Consider the following 14,717-nt stretch of genomic DNA (forward strand, 5'->3'; position numbering starts at 1 on the left):
ACAGAGAACCGGACTAGAACATGCCTGTTATCTCCACCAACACGGCCGCCAACACCGCCCTGCGCTATCTGAACAACAACTCGGCCGCGCAGAGCGAGTCCCTGGCGAAGCTGTCGAGCGGCTCGCGGATCGTCAGCGCGAAGGACGACGCCTCCGGCCTCGCCATCGCGACGTCCATGAACGCCGACGTGACCGTGCTGAACCAAGCCGCCACCAACGTGACCAGCGGCACCTCGGTGCTGAACACCGCGGACGGCGCGCTGTCGAACATCGCCGACATCCTGCAGCGTATGAAGTCCCTGACGGCCCAGGCCCAATCGGGGAGCTCGAGCTCTGACGACATCAGCTACATCGACGCTGAGTATCAGCAGCTGCTCGAGGAAGTGGACGACATCACCACGTCGACCACCTTCAACGGCATCGCTCTGCTGGACGGCGACAGCGCCTACGGCTCTTCGGCCGGCGTCGACTTCCTGGTCGGCACCTCGTCGAGCGACGTGATCTCCGTGAAGCTGGGCGATGCGGACACCGCCGCGCTCTCGCTCGACGGCACCTCGATCACCAGCTCGTCGGCCTCGAGCCTGATGGACACCATCGACGCCGCGATCACCAACATCTCGGAACAACGGGCCGACGTGGGCGCCACCCTGTCGCGCTTCGAGTTCCGCGGCGACGTGATCTCGACCTCGCTGGAAAACCTCGAGTCGGCCAAGTCGGCCATCACCGACGTGGACATCGCGACCGAGCAGACCAACTACACCAACGCCTCGACTCTCACGAGCGCGGCCATCTCGGCCCTCTCCAAGGCCAACGAGATGAGCCAGTCGCTCCTGAAGTTGCTGCAGTAGTCGGTTCGAGCCGTGATGGCGCGGGCTCGCCCGCGTCGTCCTGCAGACTGGGCGGGAGGATTCTCTGGATCCTCCCGCCGACTTTCCGGAAATCGCCATGACGACGACCAGCACAGTCTCGACCTCGGGGTCGACGTCCTATGTGAGCGGTACGGTCTCGGGTCTCGACACCGACGCGCTGATCGAGACCGCCGTCGCGCAGAAGACCGCGCGCGCCGACACCATCGACGCCAAGGTGACGGTCAACGAGAGCAAGATCTCGTCCTACCAGGAACTGCAGACCCTGCTGCAGGCCGTGTCCGACAGCATGTCGACGCTGGCCTCGTCGACCTACAGCTCGGTTTCGACCACCACCAACGCCTTCGACGAGAAGACCGCCTACCTGACGGCCTCGGACGGGACCGACGCCACCGACGTGATCGCCGTCAGCGCCGACGCCGACGCCGTGGCCGCCTCCTACGAGATCACCGTCACCCAGCTGGCCAAGGCGATGAAGGTCGCCTCCACGGCGCAGACCGCCGACACCGCCCTGGGCAAGGCCGGGGTGCTCTCGATCAACACCACTGACGGCGCGGCGGCCCAGATCACCGTCACCTCGGACATGACCATCGAGGACATCGCCGACGCCATCAACGACCAGAGCGACGACACCGGCGTCGTCGCCACCCTGATCTCCAGCTCGGCGGGGCAGCGGCTGGTGCTGTCGACCAGCGACACCAACCAGGAGATCACGCTTTCGACGGTCTCGGGCGACGACATCGGCCAGGCCATCGGCCTGACCGACAGCACGGGCGCGTTCTCCAACGTGCTGCAGACCGCCCAGCCGGCCATCGTCACCATTGACGGCGTCGAGATCGAGAGCGACAGCAACGAGCTGACCGACACCATTCCGGGCCTGTCGATCTCGCTGATGCAGGCCACCACCGGCCAGACCATCACCCTCGACATCGAGGCCAACTACGACGACATCAAGACGGGGATCACCGACTTCGTCACCGCCTACAACGCCCTGCGGGCGTTCGTCGTGACCAACCAGACCGTGGGCTCGGACGGCACGGTCGGCGACGACGCGGTGCTGTTCGCCGACGGCATCCTGCGCGACGTCAACCGCCGCCTCAGCGACCTGCTGGGCGGGACCGCCGGCTCGGACGACGAACTGACCGACCTGTCGGCGCTGGGCCTGACCATCAACGCCGACAACGAGCTGGAGCTCACCGACGAGACCACGCTCGACAACCTGCTGCTGACCGACCTGTCGAGCGTGTCGAAGTTCTTCGAGACCAGCTTCACCACCAGCAACAGCAGCCTGAAGCTGATCAAGAACGACACCACCATGTCGTACGACTTCGACATGCAGGTCACCGTCACCGACGGGGCGATCTCCGGCGTGTCGGTGAACGGCGATTCCAGCCTGTTCACGATCTCCGGCAGCCGGATCATCGGCGCGACGGGCTCGATCTACGAAGGCCTGTCCTTCGCCCTGGCCTCGCCGACCACCGGCACGATCTCGGTCGAGATCAACCAGGGCTTCGCCAACATGCTGACCAGCCTGATCGACAGCTACGCCAACACCTCCAGCGGCGTGATCCAGCAGCGCATCGAAAGCCTGGAGACGGTCAACAGCGACCTCACCGACCAGTCCGACCAGATCCGCGAGGACGCGGAGACCTACCGGACCAAGCTGATCGAAAAATACTCGAAAATGGAGACCGAGCTCTACGCGGCCCAGGTCCTCCAGCAACAGATCGACGCAATCCTCGGAGCCAGCAGCGATGACGACGACTAACCAGGCGCTCAGCGCCTACGCGGCCTCCAGCCGCCTCACCGCCAGCCCGCGCGACGTGCTGGCCCAGGTCCACGAGGAACTGTACCGCGCGATCGCCTCGGCAAAATTCGCCCACGAGCAGGGGCGGCTGGATCAAATGTGCCGACACGCCATGCGGGCCACCCATATCCTGACCGCCCTGTCGTCGACGCTGGATTTTTCGGCCGCCGGCAAGGACGGCGCGACGTTGCGAAAGTTCTACCAATACGTGCTCGACGGTCTCGTTCGCGCCAGCCGCAGCAAAGATGTGTCCGGCGTGTATCAAATCGTACTGGACTTGTTGCGCCCGTTTTGCAAAGAACTGCGTTCTGAAAAATAGCAATGTTCCGATCGTATTCGAAATGTATCGATCAAATACAATGATGTAGTTATTCGATATATGGCACATTGCTTGCCTGTTCCATTGCGATACAGCGATGGAGGCGAGTAATCGCCATGGCGAATTCAGCGACGATTGCGGCGACGGGCGAGTTTGGTCTGTCTGACGTGCGCTCAGACGAGGAGCTGTTCCTGGCCTGCCGCGACGGCGACCAGACGGCTTTTCGGGTTCTGGTCGACCGGCACCTGCGGATGGTGCGGCGGCTGGCGCTCAACGTCCTGGGCGACGTCCAGGAGGCCGAAGACGCGGCCCAGGAGGCATTTATTGCCGCCTGGCGCGCTCGCGAGCGCTGGACGCCGGACGCCCGGTTCTCGACCTGGCTGCACCGCATCGCCGTCAACAAGGCCATCGATCGTCGCCGGGTCCGCAAGGCGGTCCCGGAATCCCAGGAGGTCATCACCCGCCTGGCCGACGCGGAAGTCCAGGCGCCGGCCCAGGCCGACGCCCTCGCCAATCTCGAACGCACGGAGACCGCCAAGACCCTTCAGAAAGCCCTCGACAAGCTTCCCGACACCCAGCGCCAGGCGCTGACCATGTTCTATTTCGAAGAGCTCGACGTCGGTAGAATCGCCGACGCCATGGACTGTTCGGAACAGGCGGTGCGCTCGCTCCTGAAACGGGGCCGGCAAACCCTCAAGACTCGACTCCAGAAACAGAAGAAGATCTGTGGCTATGGACCTGAAACTATTCGAAGCCCGGCTGAAGGCGCTGGGACCCGCGCTTGACCGCTGGCCGTCCGACGAGGCGGAAGCGGCGATCGCGCTGATGGCGGCCTCGGAAGAGGCCCAGGACCTGTTCGCGACGATGACCGCCGAGGACCTCGGCGTGTTCGACGACCCGGGCGGCGACCTGTCGGCCCTGGCCGACCGCATCGGCAAGGCGCTGTAGGGGAGGGGCGCGCCTTGAAGCCGTCGTGATCGGCGGCGCATGCTGGGCGTCCTGCAACGCAAGGACGCGCCACATGCTCTTTCGACGCTCGATCCCCGCCGTGCTGCTGGCCCTGGCGGTCGCGACTCCGGTCCTGGCGCAGCCGTTACGGATCGATCCCGAAAAGGAATATTCGCCGGCCTACGACCGCTGCCTGAACACCGGCGACGCCGCGAAGGGCGTCACCGTGGCCATGGCCGGCTGCACCAACGCCGAACTCCAGAAGCAGGACGCCCGCCTCAACCGCGCCTACAAGGCGGCCATGGCCAAGCGTTCCAAGGCCCGGCAGGCCAGCCTGCGCGACGCCCAGCGCGCCTGGATCAAGCGCCGCGACGCCGAATGCCGGCAAGACCTGACCGGCGGCACCATCGACATGCTGAACATCGGCGGTTGCCACCTCAGCATGACCACCGTGCGGGCGGTGGAGCTGGAGCGGATGGTCAAGGCGCGGCGGTAGGAACCTCCCCCTCTGGGGGAGGCGGCCGAAGGCCGGCGGGGGGACGTTTTCAGCTTTTGAGGCGGCGGGTGATTTCGCAATCACGCCCCCCACCGATCGCTACGCGATCGCCTCCCCCAGAGGGGGAGGTTCCCTCCGTGCGCAACCTCCCCCAAATTTGCGCCTACGCAAAAACCCTTATGCGCGGCCCCCGAATTTACCCCTACGCGGGGAAGGGGGAATGTGGCGGCGTCACGGGGCGGTCTCCCCACCGCCTCTTCCCTCTCCCCGGGAGCCCCCGATGCTGTCGCCCCTTCGTTTCGAGCCCGCCTCCGCCCAGCCGGCCCTGCCGGCCGCCGCCGCCAGCGTCATCCGCTACGCCGCCGGCGAGGAGATCTTCGCCGAGGGCGATGCGGCCGACCAGGTCTATGAACTGGTCGAGGGCACGGTGCGCACGGGCCGGCTGCTGCGCGACGGCCGCCGCCAGATCGACGCCTTCCACTTCGCCGGCGAGGCCTTCGGCTTCGAGGCCGGCGACATCCACCGCACCACGGCCGAGGCCGTCGGCGACGTCACCGTCCGCATCGTCCGCCGCCGGGCGCTGAGCGATCTCGCCGCCCGCGACGGCGACGTGGCCCGCAAGCTCTACCAGGTGACCATCGCCGGCCTGCAGCGCAGCCAGGACCACGTGCTGATGCTGGGCCGCCGCAGCGCCTGCGAGCGGGTGGCCGGTCTTCTGCTGCTGCTGGCCGACCGCAAGGGCGAGGCCGCCTTCGACCTGCCGATGAGCCGCCAGGACATGGCCGACTATCTGGGCCTGACCATCGAGACGGTGTCGCGCACCCTGACGGCCTTCCTGCAGGAGGGCCTGATCGCCCTGCCCACCGTGCGCCACGTCGAGCTGCTGGAGCGTCCCGCGCTGGAAGCGCTTTGCGAATAGCGAAACGGCCTCCCCGCGAGTGCGGGGAGGCCGTTCGAACATCTGTGGCGAAACCCTCGTCCTTCGACGGGCTCAGGATGAGGGTTTTCTAGCGCCGAGGTCTGCCTTGGTCCTCACCCTGAGCTTGTCGAAGGGCGGGGGCCACGCACTCAGGCCGCCGGCAGTTCGCCCATGGCGCTCTGCAGGTAGTTCTGCTCGCCCAGCGACTTGATCAGCGACAGCTGGGTTTCGAGGTAGTCGATGTGCTCCTCGGTGTCGTTGAGGATCTCGCGCAGCAGCTCGCGGCTGATGTAGTCGCGGGCCTGCTCGCACTGCACGATGCCCGGGACCAGCAGTTCTCGGTTGAACAGCTCGATCGACAGGTCGGCGGCCAGGCATTCCGGCACGTTTTCGCCGATCTTCAGCTTGTGCAGGTCCTGCAGGTTGGGCAGGCCCTCGAGGAAGAGGATGCGGTTGATCAGCTTGTCGGCGTGCTTCATCTCGCCGATCGATTCCTGATAGACGATCTGGCCGAGGCGCTTGAAGCCCCAGTTGTCGTGCATGCGGGCATGCAGGAAGTACTGATTGACGGCCGTCAGCTCGTTGGTGAGCACAGCGTTGAGGACGCGGATAACGCCGGGATCGCCTTGCATGGCGGCCTCCTAAGGTTCGAGTTCGCCCGCACCCTTAAGCTGCTTTTCAAGCGCTTCAACAGTAATGTCTGCAAGTGTTTCGCAGCCTCACAGAAAAGCGTGAGAGTGCTTCGCGGTTACTGGGAATCGGCGACTTTGCGTCGCAAGACGCCTTATTCGGCGGCGAAAGCCAGAGCTTCGCGGGATTCCTGAATCATCTGGCGCATCTCGCACACGCACTTGGCGCATTGGGCCTGACAGCCCTTGTGGCGGAAGATGTCGGCCGGCCGGGTCGCGCCCGCGTCGATCGCGGCGCGGACTTCACGCTGGCGGATGCCGTTACAATTGCAGACGTACAAGGAAAGAACGCCCTACCGAATGATTGTCATTCTCATCTAACAGTTTTCCACGGGTTTGCAACTGACTCTCAGTCGAGTTCGCAGCGGCGCGTCGTCACAGGCGAGGACCCTTTGACAGGCTCAGGATGAGGATCAGGGGCGGGCGATGTGAAAACCTCATCCTGAGCTTGTCGAAGGGCGAGGTTTTCACGCACCGGCGCCAATCGCCCCCAAAGTCGCGTTTCGGGCCAAATCGGCGTAAAGGCGGCGCATGACGCTCGACTGCCGCCTCTATCTCATCACCCCGCCGTCCCTGTCGGACCTGGCCGCCTTCGGCCGCCAGCTGGCCCGCGCCCTGGAGGGCGGCGACGTGGCGGCCCTGCAGATCCGCCTCAAGGACGTGTCCGACGACGCGGTGGCCGCCGCCGTCGAGGCCCTGGCGCCGATCGCCCGCGCCCACGACGTGGCGGTGATCCTCAACGACCGTCCCGACCTCGCCGCCCGCCTCGACTGCGACGGCGTGCACGTGGGGCAGGGCGATGCGCCCTATGCGAGCGCCCGCAAGCTGATGGGCAAGGACCGCATGGTCGGCGTCACCTGCCACGACAGCCGCCACCTGGCCATGGAGGCCGCCGAGGCCGGGGCCGACTACGTCGCCTTCGGGGCCTTCTTCCCGACCACCACCAAGGATGCGCCGATCGTCGCCGAGCCCGACATCCTGTCGATCTGGCAGGAGACGATGGAGGTTCCGTGCGTGGCCATCGGCGGGATCACCGCCGCCAACGCCGCGCCGCTGGCGACCGCCGGCGCCGACTTCCTGGCTGTCTCCGGCTGGGTCTGGGCCCATCCGGAAGGCCCGGACGCAGCCGTGGCGGCGCTCAACGCCGCCATCGCCGAAGGGCTCGCCGCCCGGGGCTGACGCGGAAAGACGCATAACGGCGTTCTCTTGCCGTGGTTGTGCGACAGGCATAGCCTCCTCCCCAACAAACGATAACGGGGAGGGACCGCCATGAAGAAGCGGCTCGTAGCGTGTTTGTTCAGCGTACCGATGCTCGCCTTGGCGATGTCTTTCGGGGCCTTGCCGGCCCTGGGCGAAAGCTGGAAGCCGGCTCCCGGCGAGGCCAAGACCTATTACGACGCCGATTTCCTGAGGGTGGACGAGCAGAGCGGCCTGGTCGTCCTGCGCATCGCCGAGGGCAAGGGCGCGGGCGGGCCCTACCGGTCGTGGCCGGCCGGCAAGGGGCCGATCATGATCTTCGCCCTCGACTGCGCCGCCGACAAATGGATGGACCTCGGCATGGACTTCGCCGGCGACAAGGGCCTGCCCAAGAACTGGCGCAAGGAAGCCAAGCTCGACGACATCTCCGGCGCGGCGGGCAAGGCCGGCAAGATGGCCTGCGAGACCAAGGACACCCTGCCCAAGGCGACGCTGCCTTGAAGACCCCTCTCCCCTTGTGGGAGAGGGTGGCCTCGCGGAGCGAGGTCGGGTGAGGGGTCTCTCAGAACTTCAAAGCTGCATGCGGCTGTGAGGCCGCGCGGAGCGTCTCGGTTTTGAGAGACCCCTCATCCGTCATCCTTCGGATGACACTTTCTCCCGCAAGGGGAGAAGGTGTTCTACGCCTGCACCCGCGCCAGCTTGTCGGGGTTGCGCATGGTGTAGACGGCGGCGATGCGGCCATCGACGATGTCCAGGCCCATGGTCTGGAACACCACCCCATCGTGGGCCATCACCACGCCCGGCTGGCCGTTGATGCGGGCCAGACGCGCGGTCGTCCCGTCGGGGTGGGGCCATTTGCGGGCGATGCCTTCCAGCAGGCGCACGGCGTTGTCGAGGCCGAACACCGGGTTCATCGTCGCCGAGACCTTGCCGCCGCCGTCGGCGTGCATGACCACGTCCTTGGCCAGCAGGCCGCGCAGGGTCGCCGCGTCGCCGCTGAGGGCGGCCGCCACGAAGGCCTCTGTCAGGCGGCGCTCCTCGTCGGCGCTGGGCTTGTAGCGGGGCTTGCCGGCCTTGACGTGCTCGCGGGCCCGGGCGGCCAGCTGGCGCACGGCGGCCTCGGAGCGGTCCAGCGTGGCGGCGATCTCGGAAAAGGGCGTGTCGAACACGTCGTGCAGCAGGAAGGCGGCCCGCTCCAGCGGGGTCAGGCGCTCCAGCGCCAGCAGGAAGGCCACCGTCAGGTTCTCGCCCAGGCCGAAGGTCTCGTCGACGTCGACCACCGGCTCGGGCAGCCATTCGCCGACATAGAGCTCGCGCCGGGCGCGGGCCGATTTCAGGCGGTCCAGGCACAGGCGCGAGACCACGCGGTTGAGAAAGCCGGCGGGGTTGCCGACCTTGTCCGCCTCGACGTCGCGCCAGCGCAGCCAGGCGTCCTGCACCACGTCTTCCGCCTCGGCCCGCGAGCCCAGCATGCGATAGGCCAGGCCCGTCATGGCGGGGCGGCGGCTTTCGAAGACGGCGTCGGCGGCGGTCATGGCGATCCCTCGGTTTGCCCGACAGGACGAGGCGAAGGCGCCAGACGTGACATGGCCGCGAAGTTTTTTCGCGCCAATTCCGCTTACGCCGCCGGGGAGGGATCCCGGCGGCGCGGCGGGGGAGGCTTCTTACTCGGCGCTGGCGGCGGCCGAACGCAGGGCGGCGTAGTCGGCGCGGGCCTGGCCCAGGGTCTCGGCCACGCACGAGGCGTAGTTGGGGTGGCGGCTGCCCTTCAGGGCCGCGCTGCACACCTGGCGGGCGGCCCGCGTCAGCTCTTCGCTGACCACGGTCGAGGGCTTGCCGGTCACCGACACGCGCTGCGAGGCGCCGGCGGGCGCATGGGTCGCGGCGGTCAGGGGAACCTCGGCGGCGGCGGGTTGGGCCAGGGCCAGCAGGGCGGCCGCGGCGGCGATCAGGGGGAACTTGGTCATGTTGATCGTATCGGTCATTGGGGGAGGACTCCTTCTGTGCGCTCAAGTTTGCGCGCGGCCTGACCCCTCGCTTTGCGCTGGATCAATTGCCGCTCCTAAAATTGACCGATCGGTCCCCTTTTTCAAGCGACGCAGGGTTGACCGCGACAATTCGCCCCGTCTTGCCTTCGCGCGGCGCCGCGTCTAGGTTCCGCGCCCGCTCTTTCCCACTGCCATCGTCCGTCTCCCGCCGCCGCGCATCTGCGCGTCGGTACAGGGAAATCCATAGGATATCCGCCCGTGCCCACGCCTTCCGCCCTTCTCAACGTGATGATCGACGCCGCGCGCAAGGCCGCCCGGGGTCTGGCCCGCGACTTCGGCGAAGTCAGCGAGCTGCAGGTGTCCAAGAAGGGTGCGGGCGACTTCGTCTCCAACGCCGACCTCAAGGCCGAGCAGACCCTGTTCGAGATCCTCAGCAAGGCGCGCCCGGGCTACAGCTTCCTCGGCGAGGAGCGCGGCATGATCGAGGGCACCGACAAGACCCACACCTGGATCGTCGACCCGCTGGACGGCACCACCAACTTCCTGCACGCCATCCCGCACTTTGCGGTCAACATCGCCCTGCAGCGCGAGGGCGAGGTCGTCGCCGGCGTCACCTACAACCCGATCACCCACGACCTGTTCTGGGTCGAGAAGGGCAAGGGCGCGTTCCTGGGCGCCGAGAAGCGCCTGCGCGTCGCCGCCCGCAAGCACATGGACGAGGCCGTGCTGGCCACCGGCGTGCCGTTCATCGGCAAGCCCGGCCATGGCCAGTTCCTGAAGGAGCTGCACCAGGTCAGCCAGAAGGTCGCCGGCGTCCGCCGCTTCGGCGCGGCCTCGCTCGACCTGGCCTGGGTGGCCGCCGGCCGCTTCGACGCCTTCTGGGAACGCAACCTGAAGCCCTGGGACGTCGCGGCGGGCGTCCTGATGGTCCAGGAATCGGGCGGCAAGGTCAGCACCATCGAAGAGCACGGCGACCCCGTGCAGGGCTCGTCGATCCTGGCCGCCAACCAGGACCTGCACCCGCAGGTGCTGAAGGCCCTGCACGCGGCGGGCTGAGGCTTCGAGCGTCCGATTTGAAGAGGGCTCCGGGACGAGGTTCCGGAGCCTTTTTCGTATGCGGATCGCTTCTCTTTCCCGCTTCCCTCGCCCTTGTGGCGAGGGCCCATGTCGGCAGCCGATCAGACCTTGGTCGATATGTTAGGGATTTGAGCAGGATGAGGCTTGGATCCTGGGCGCAAGGCCCAGGAAGGCGAAGAGGGTATGGCCGAACAGCCTTCGAACCCCTCGCCAAACCGTCACATCCGCGCGCTAATCAGCCGGCATGACCCTACTGACCCGCCGCGCCATGACGACCGCCGCCCTCGCCGGTACGATGGGCGCCAGCATGATCCCCGCCATGGTCCGCGCCGGCGTGCGCAAGCCGATCGTCATCGCCCACCGCGGCGCCTCGGGCTATCGCCCCGAGCACACCCTGCTGGCCTACGGCCTGGCGATCGAGCAGGGCTGCGACTTTATCGAGCCCGACCTGGTCGTCACCAAGGACGGCCACCTGGTGGTGCGCCACGAAAACGAGATCGGCGGCACGACCGACGTCGCCGGCCGCGCCGAATTCGCCGCCCGCAAGGCGACCAAGACCATCGACGGCGAAAGCCTGACCGGCTGGTTCACCGAAGACTTCACCCTGGCCGAGATCAAGACCCTGCGCGCCCGCGAGCGGCTGCCGCAGCTGCGTCCGGCCAGCGCCGCCTTCGACGGCCAGGCCAGCGTGCTCACCTTCGACGAGGTGGTCGCCTTCGCCCGCGCCGAGAGCAAGCGCGTCGGCCGCACGATCGGCGTCTATCCCGAGATGAAGCACCCGGCCTATTTCGCCTCGGTCGGCCTGCCCATCGAAGGCCGCATGGTCGAGGCGCTGAAGCGCAACGACCTCAACTCCAAGACCGCCCCGGTGTTCGTGCAGTGCTTCGAGGTCGGGCCGCTGAAGACCCTGCGCCTGAAGACCGCCGCGCGCCTCGTCCTGCTGGTCGCCGGCCAGGGCGGCCCGGCCGACCTGCCCAGCGTGAAGTACGCCGACCTCGTCACGCCCGAGGGCCTGAAGGGCGTGGCGGCCTATGCCGACGGCCTGGGTCCGGAAAAGACCATGGTCGTCCCGCAGGACGCCCAGACGCTGCTGCCGGCCACCTCTCTCGTGAAGGACGCCCACGCGGCCGGCCTCTTGGTGCACCCCTGGACGGTGCGGGCCGAGAACTACTTCCTGCCGGCGACCTTGCGGAATGGCGACCCGGCCGCCGCCGACTACCTGGCCCGGCCCGGCGATGCGACCGCGGTGCTGAAGGCGCTCTACGCCGCCGGCGTCGACGGGGTGTTCAGCGACTTCCCGGACCTGGCGGCGGCGGCGCGCGGCTGACCCATCGCTGACCCGGCGTTAGGCGAGACAGGCGTTTCTTCCGGCCAGTCGCGTCATTCGTCACACGCAGGCGTTGCAAAGGCGGCATGCTGGCCCTTCCAGACCGGGAGGCCCCATGTCCGAACCGTTCCAGCTTTCCCTCGCTCCGCGCCAACTGACCCAGACCATCAATCCGTGGTCGTGGAGCTTCGGCGACTTTTCCCTGTTCACCGTCAATCTCGGCACGTCGGGCAAGCCCGAGGTCGAGGCCCGGGTGCTTGACGAGGTCGGCAGCTACGGCCGCCAGATCGGCCGCATCGGCGAGGCGCTGGAGAAGTTGATCGACTGGGCCGAAAAGCAGGATCCCGCCCTGGTCGGCACGACCGCCTTCGAGGAGTTCCGCAAGCAGCTGCTCCACGTCTCCCTGATCAAGGACCAGGAGACGGCGAAGGCGGAGAAGGTGGAGAAGGCGAGCGCCTAAGCCGCCTCCACCCCGAACTGCAGCCGCGCCAGGCGGGCGTAGAGGCCGCCGCGGGCCACCAGGTCGGCGTGGGCGCCTTCCTCGACCACGCGGCCCTCGTCCATGACCACGATGCGGTCGGCCTGCAGCACGGTGGCCAGGCGGTGGGCGATCACCAGCGTGGTGCGGCCGTTCATGGCCGCGTCGAGGGCCTGCTGCACCAGCCGTTCGTTCTCGGCGTCCAGGGCGCTGGTGGCCTCGTCGAGCAGCAGGATCGGGGCTTGGCGCACCAGGGCGCGGGCGATGGCCAGGCGCTGGCGCTGGCCGCCCGACAGGGTCTTGGCGCGCTCGCCCACGGGGGTGTCGAAGCCCTGGGGCAGGGCGGTGATGAAGCCCGTGGCCTGGGCCGCCTCGGCGGCGGCGCGGGCCTCCGCCTCGGTGGCGTCCTCGCGGCCGAAGCGGATGTTGTCCATGGCCGAGCCCGAGAACAGCGGCGAGTCCTGGGCCACCAGGGCCATGGCCGCGCGCACCTCGGCGGGCTCGGCGTCGCGCAGGTCGACGCCGTCCAGGCGCACCGCGCCGCCCTGTGGGTCGTAGAAGCGCAGCAGGAGGCGCAGGACGGTGCTCTTGCCCGCGCCCGAGGGGCCGACCAGGGCGACGGTCTCTCCGGGCCTCACGGTCAGGCTGAAGCCGTTGAGGGCCGGCAGGTCGGGACGGCCGGGATAGGCGAAGGCCACGTCCTCGAAGGCGATCTCGCCGCGCACCGGCGCGGGCAGGGTCCTGGGCGCGGCCGGCGGGGCGATGCCCGGGCGGGCGTTCAGCAGGTCGGAGATGCGGTCCATGGCCCCGGAGGCCTTCTGCACGTCGCCCCAGACCTCGCCCAGGGCCCCGACCGAGCCGGCGGCCATCACCGCCAGCATGGCGAACTGGGCCAGGGTGCCCGGCGTCATCTCGCCGTTCAGCACCAGCTGGGCGCCGAACCACAGCAGCAGGGTCACGCCGCCGAACGCCAGGGTGATGACCATGGCGGTCATCATGGCCCGGGCGCTGATCCGGCGTACCGAGGCCGAATAGGCGCTCTCGACGGCCGAGCCGAACCGGCGGTCGGCCTCGCCCTCGCGCACGAAGGCCTGGACGGTGTCCAGCGCGTCCAGGCTCTCGCCGGCGTAGCCGACGGCGTCGGCGAAGCGGTCCTGTGCGGTCGCCGACAGCTTGCGGACGTTGCGGCCCATCAGGAACATCGGCGCCAGCACCACCGGCACCATCAGCACGATGAAGCCCGCCAGCTTGGGGCTGACCACGGCCATGTAGCCCAGGCCCCCGACCAGGCTGAGGGTGTTGCGCAGGGCGATCGAGGCCGAGGCCCCGACCAGCTGGTCGATCAGCGAGACGTCGGCGGTCATCCGCGACAGCACCTCGCCGGTGCGGGTCTTGAGGAAATAGGCCGGATCCAGCGTCAGGACGTGGCCATAGAGCGTGCGGCGCAGGTCGGCGACCACGCGCTCGCCCAGCCGCGTGACGAAAAAGAACCGCGCGGCGGTGGCCACGGCCAGCACCAGGGCCACGGCGCCCAGGGTCAGGAAGGCGGTGTTGACGGCGTTCTCGGCCCCGCGCGCGAATCCCTTGTCGATCACGCCCTTGAAGGCGGCGGTCAGGCCCAGGGTGGCCCCGGTCGAGAACAGCAGGCAGAAGCCGGCCGCCAGGGCGTCGCCGATATGGCGGCGCACGAAGGGCAGCAGATGGGCGAGCGGCCGAATGTCCTTGCGGCGTGGGCGGCGGGCGGCCGTCTCCGACAGGCTCTGGGCCAGTTCGGCCCCGGCGCCGGGGCGTCCCTCGACCGAAATCTCGCCGCCGTTAACGTCGCTCATCAACAGGGTCCTTGCCAAAAACGCGCGGGTTCTTTATAGCCGCGCGTCTTCGAGGGCCACCCCGCACGGCGGCGCTCACCCACATTTCACGCCGCCCTCTAGTCGGTTGGACCGCCCGATGAAACAAGACATTCACCCCGACTACCACTTCATCAACGTCACCCTGACCGACGGGACGAGCTATCAAACCCGCTCGACCTACGGCAAGGAAGGCGCGACGCTCGCGCTCGATATCGATCCGCGCACCCATCCGGCGTGGACGGGCGGCAACGCCCAGCTGCTGGACCGCGGCGGCCGCGTCTCGCGCTTCAACGCCAAGTTCGCCGGTTTCACCGCGAAGAAGTAAGACCGCAAGGTCTCGCCGTAAGGGCGACGAAAAGCCGGCTCCGCGTTCGCGGGCCGGCTTTTTCTGTATCCGGGCCCCAGATCCTCCCCCTCTGGGGGAGGTGGCGCGAAGCGCCGGAGGGGGGGCGTTTCAGCTTCCGCGGCGGCGGCCGTCCATTCCCCCCTCCAACCCCCGCCCCAGCAACAAAACTCCGCCTCCCTCGCCCCTGTGGCGAGGGCCCATGCCGGCGACCGCTCAGACCTCGACCGTCCTGCCAACGTCTGAGCGGCTGAACGATGGATCCTGGGCGCAAGGCCCAGGAAGGCGGTGTTGGGTGGGCGAGGGAAGTTCCGAGAGGGGAGCCTGTCTCTCCTTCCGTAAAATCCCCGCGAAAGCGGGGACCCAGGCTTTTTCCGTCTTCCCTCTCCCCTTGCGGGAGAGGGTGGCCTCGC

At 68.0% G+C, this 14,717-nt stretch carries 18 protein-coding genes; 13 read left to right on the top strand and 5 right to left on the bottom strand.

From position 1 onward, the window contains the following. The first annotated feature begins 20 nt into the window (after window positions 1–20). The 7 genes from AC07N1_RS08400 (at window position 21) to fixK (ending at window position 5,355) form a co-directional block, all read left to right on the top strand. Window positions 21–848 (top strand): flagellin, encoded by an 828-nt coding sequence (locus AC07N1_RS08400; RefSeq protein ID WP_494671377.1) that lies wholly within the window; start codon window positions 21–23, stop codon window positions 846–848. Between the two features lie 97 nt (window positions 849–945). Then, a complete protein-coding gene (gene fliD / locus AC07N1_RS08405) occupies window positions 946–2,634 on the top strand; it encodes a flagellar filament capping protein FliD (protein WP_494671378.1) in 1,689 nt (562 codons plus the stop codon). Continuing rightward, window positions 2,621–2,992, top strand: coding sequence for a flagellar protein FliS (locus AC07N1_RS08410; protein ID WP_494671379.1), 372 nt, complete (start codon window positions 2,621–2,623; stop codon window positions 2,990–2,992). The genes fliD and AC07N1_RS08410 overlap by 14 nt, the downstream gene beginning before the upstream one ends. Window positions 2,993–3,060: 68 nt before the next feature. Continuing rightward, a complete protein-coding gene (locus AC07N1_RS08415) occupies window positions 3,061–3,777 on the top strand; it encodes an RNA polymerase sigma factor (protein ID WP_494671380.1) in 717 nt (238 codons plus the stop codon). Next, complete coding sequence (locus AC07N1_RS08420; protein WP_494671381.1) at window positions 3,725–3,940, top strand: hypothetical protein; 216 nt, start codon at window positions 3,725–3,727, stop codon at window positions 3,938–3,940. The genes AC07N1_RS08415 and AC07N1_RS08420 overlap by 53 nt, the downstream gene beginning before the upstream one ends. A 73-nt stretch (window positions 3,941–4,013) precedes the next feature. Then, window positions 4,014–4,436, top strand: a complete 423-nt coding sequence (locus tag AC07N1_RS08425; RefSeq protein WP_494671382.1) for a lysozyme inhibitor LprI family protein — start codon at window positions 4,014–4,016, stop codon at window positions 4,434–4,436. Window positions 4,437–4,716: 280 nt separating this feature from the next. Then, window positions 4,717–5,355 carry a transcriptional regulator FixK gene (gene fixK, locus AC07N1_RS08430; protein ID WP_494671383.1) on the top strand — a complete coding sequence of 213 codons (639 nt, stop codon included), beginning with the start codon at window positions 4,717–4,719 and terminating at the stop codon, window positions 5,353–5,355. A gap of 149 nt (window positions 5,356–5,504) precedes the next feature. Here the strand turns inward: fixK and bfr are convergent, their stop codons facing one another. Together bfr and AC07N1_RS08440 are read right to left on the bottom strand one after the other, a co-directional pair. Next, the gene (gene bfr / locus AC07N1_RS08435) at window positions 5,505–5,987 is read right to left on the bottom strand and encodes a bacterioferritin (RefSeq protein WP_198574152.1); all 483 of its coding nucleotides are present in this window, start codon (window positions 5,985–5,987) and stop codon (window positions 5,505–5,507) included. Between the two features lie 152 nt (window positions 5,988–6,139). Further along, on the bottom strand, window positions 6,140–6,325 hold the full coding sequence (locus AC07N1_RS08440) for a (2Fe-2S)-binding protein (protein WP_110121027.1): 186 nt from the start codon (window positions 6,323–6,325) through the stop codon (window positions 6,140–6,142). A 250-nt stretch (window positions 6,326–6,575) separates the two neighbouring features. Between AC07N1_RS08440 and thiE the strand changes: the two genes are divergently transcribed. Beyond that, complete coding sequence (gene thiE / locus AC07N1_RS08445; protein WP_494671384.1) at window positions 6,576–7,223, top strand: thiamine phosphate synthase; 648 nt, start codon at window positions 6,576–6,578, stop codon at window positions 7,221–7,223. A gap of 90 nt (window positions 7,224–7,313) precedes the next feature. Continuing rightward, a complete protein-coding gene (locus tag AC07N1_RS08450) occupies window positions 7,314–7,742 on the top strand; it encodes a hypothetical protein (RefSeq protein ID WP_494671385.1) in 429 nt (142 codons plus the stop codon). A gap of 176 nt (window positions 7,743–7,918) precedes the next feature. Here AC07N1_RS08450 and AC07N1_RS08455 read toward each other — a convergent pair whose 3' ends face one another. Next, window positions 7,919–8,776: a sigma-70 family RNA polymerase sigma factor gene (locus AC07N1_RS08455; protein WP_494671386.1), complete on the bottom strand. Its 858-nt coding sequence runs from the start codon at window positions 8,774–8,776 to the stop codon at window positions 7,919–7,921. A 129-nt stretch (window positions 8,777–8,905) separates the two neighbouring features. Continuing rightward, complete coding sequence (locus AC07N1_RS08460) at window positions 8,906–9,226, bottom strand: hypothetical protein (protein WP_494671387.1); 321 nt, start codon at window positions 9,224–9,226, stop codon at window positions 8,906–8,908. A 261-nt stretch (window positions 9,227–9,487) separates the two neighbouring features. On the opposite strand from AC07N1_RS08460, the gene AC07N1_RS08465 reads away from it, so the two are divergent. The 3 genes from AC07N1_RS08465 (at window position 9,488) to AC07N1_RS08475 (ending at window position 12,093) form a co-directional block, all read left to right on the top strand. Further along, window positions 9,488–10,285 carry an inositol monophosphatase family protein gene (locus AC07N1_RS08465; RefSeq protein WP_494671388.1) on the top strand — a complete coding sequence of 266 codons (798 nt, stop codon included), beginning with the start codon at window positions 9,488–9,490 and terminating at the stop codon, window positions 10,283–10,285. Between the two features lie 265 nt (window positions 10,286–10,550). Continuing rightward, the gene (locus tag AC07N1_RS08470) at window positions 10,551–11,633 is read left to right on the top strand and encodes a glycerophosphodiester phosphodiesterase (RefSeq protein ID WP_494671389.1); all 1,083 of its coding nucleotides are present in this window, start codon (window positions 10,551–10,553) and stop codon (window positions 11,631–11,633) included. Between the two features lie 115 nt (window positions 11,634–11,748). Then, the gene (locus AC07N1_RS08475; RefSeq protein ID WP_494671390.1) at window positions 11,749–12,093 is read left to right on the top strand and encodes a hypothetical protein; all 345 of its coding nucleotides are present in this window, start codon (window positions 11,749–11,751) and stop codon (window positions 12,091–12,093) included. On the opposite strand, the gene AC07N1_RS08480 is transcribed toward AC07N1_RS08475, so the two are convergent. Further along, complete coding sequence (locus AC07N1_RS08480) at window positions 12,090–13,943, bottom strand: ABC transporter transmembrane domain-containing protein (RefSeq protein WP_494671391.1); 1,854 nt, start codon at window positions 13,941–13,943, stop codon at window positions 12,090–12,092. The two genes, AC07N1_RS08475 and AC07N1_RS08480, sit on opposite strands and share 4 nt — an antisense overlap. Window positions 13,944–14,058: 115 nt before the next feature. On the opposite strand from AC07N1_RS08480, the gene rpmE reads away from it, so the two are divergent. Then, on the top strand, window positions 14,059–14,286 hold the full coding sequence (gene rpmE, locus AC07N1_RS08485) for a 50S ribosomal protein L31 (RefSeq protein WP_494671392.1): 228 nt from the start codon (window positions 14,059–14,061) through the stop codon (window positions 14,284–14,286). Window positions 14,287–14,717 lie beyond the last annotated feature (431 nt).

The sequence above is a fragment of the Caulobacter sp. GW821-FHT09B11 genome, assembly GCF_059418205.1.

What these genes read in the sequence shown, in the direction of transcription:
- AC07N1_RS08400 (WP_494671377.1), top strand. Translation starts at nt 21, where the DNA reads ATGCCTGTTATCTCCACCAACACGGCCGCCAACACCGCCCTGCGCTAT.
- fliD (WP_494671378.1), top strand. Translation starts at nt 946, where the DNA reads ATGACGACGACCAGCACAGTCTCGACCTCGGGGTCGACGTCCTATGTG.
- AC07N1_RS08410 (WP_494671379.1), top strand. Translation starts at nt 2,621, where the DNA reads ATGACGACGACTAACCAGGCGCTCAGCGCCTACGCGGCCTCCAGCCGC.
- AC07N1_RS08420 (WP_494671381.1), top strand. Translation starts at nt 3,725, where the DNA reads ATGGACCTGAAACTATTCGAAGCCCGGCTGAAGGCGCTGGGACCCGCG.
- AC07N1_RS08425 (WP_494671382.1), top strand. Translation starts at nt 4,014, where the DNA reads ATGCTCTTTCGACGCTCGATCCCCGCCGTGCTGCTGGCCCTGGCGGTC.
- fixK (WP_494671383.1), top strand. Translation starts at nt 4,717, where the DNA reads ATGCTGTCGCCCCTTCGTTTCGAGCCCGCCTCCGCCCAGCCGGCCCTG.
- bfr (WP_198574152.1), bottom strand. Translation starts at nt 5,987, where the DNA reads ATGCAAGGCGATCCCGGCGTTATCCGCGTCCTCAACGCTGTGCTCACC.
- thiE (WP_494671384.1), top strand. Translation starts at nt 6,576, where the DNA reads ATGACGCTCGACTGCCGCCTCTATCTCATCACCCCGCCGTCCCTGTCG.
- AC07N1_RS08450 (WP_494671385.1), top strand. Translation starts at nt 7,314, where the DNA reads ATGAAGAAGCGGCTCGTAGCGTGTTTGTTCAGCGTACCGATGCTCGCC.
- AC07N1_RS08455 (WP_494671386.1), bottom strand. Translation starts at nt 8,776, where the DNA reads ATGACCGCCGCCGACGCCGTCTTCGAAAGCCGCCGCCCCGCCATGACG.
- AC07N1_RS08460 (WP_494671387.1), bottom strand. Translation starts at nt 9,226, where the DNA reads ATGACCGATACGATCAACATGACCAAGTTCCCCCTGATCGCCGCCGCG.
- AC07N1_RS08470 (WP_494671389.1), top strand. Translation starts at nt 10,551, where the DNA reads ATGACCCTACTGACCCGCCGCGCCATGACGACCGCCGCCCTCGCCGGT.
- AC07N1_RS08475 (WP_494671390.1), top strand. Translation starts at nt 11,749, where the DNA reads ATGTCCGAACCGTTCCAGCTTTCCCTCGCTCCGCGCCAACTGACCCAG.
- rpmE (WP_494671392.1), top strand. Translation starts at nt 14,059, where the DNA reads ATGAAACAAGACATTCACCCCGACTACCACTTCATCAACGTCACCCTG.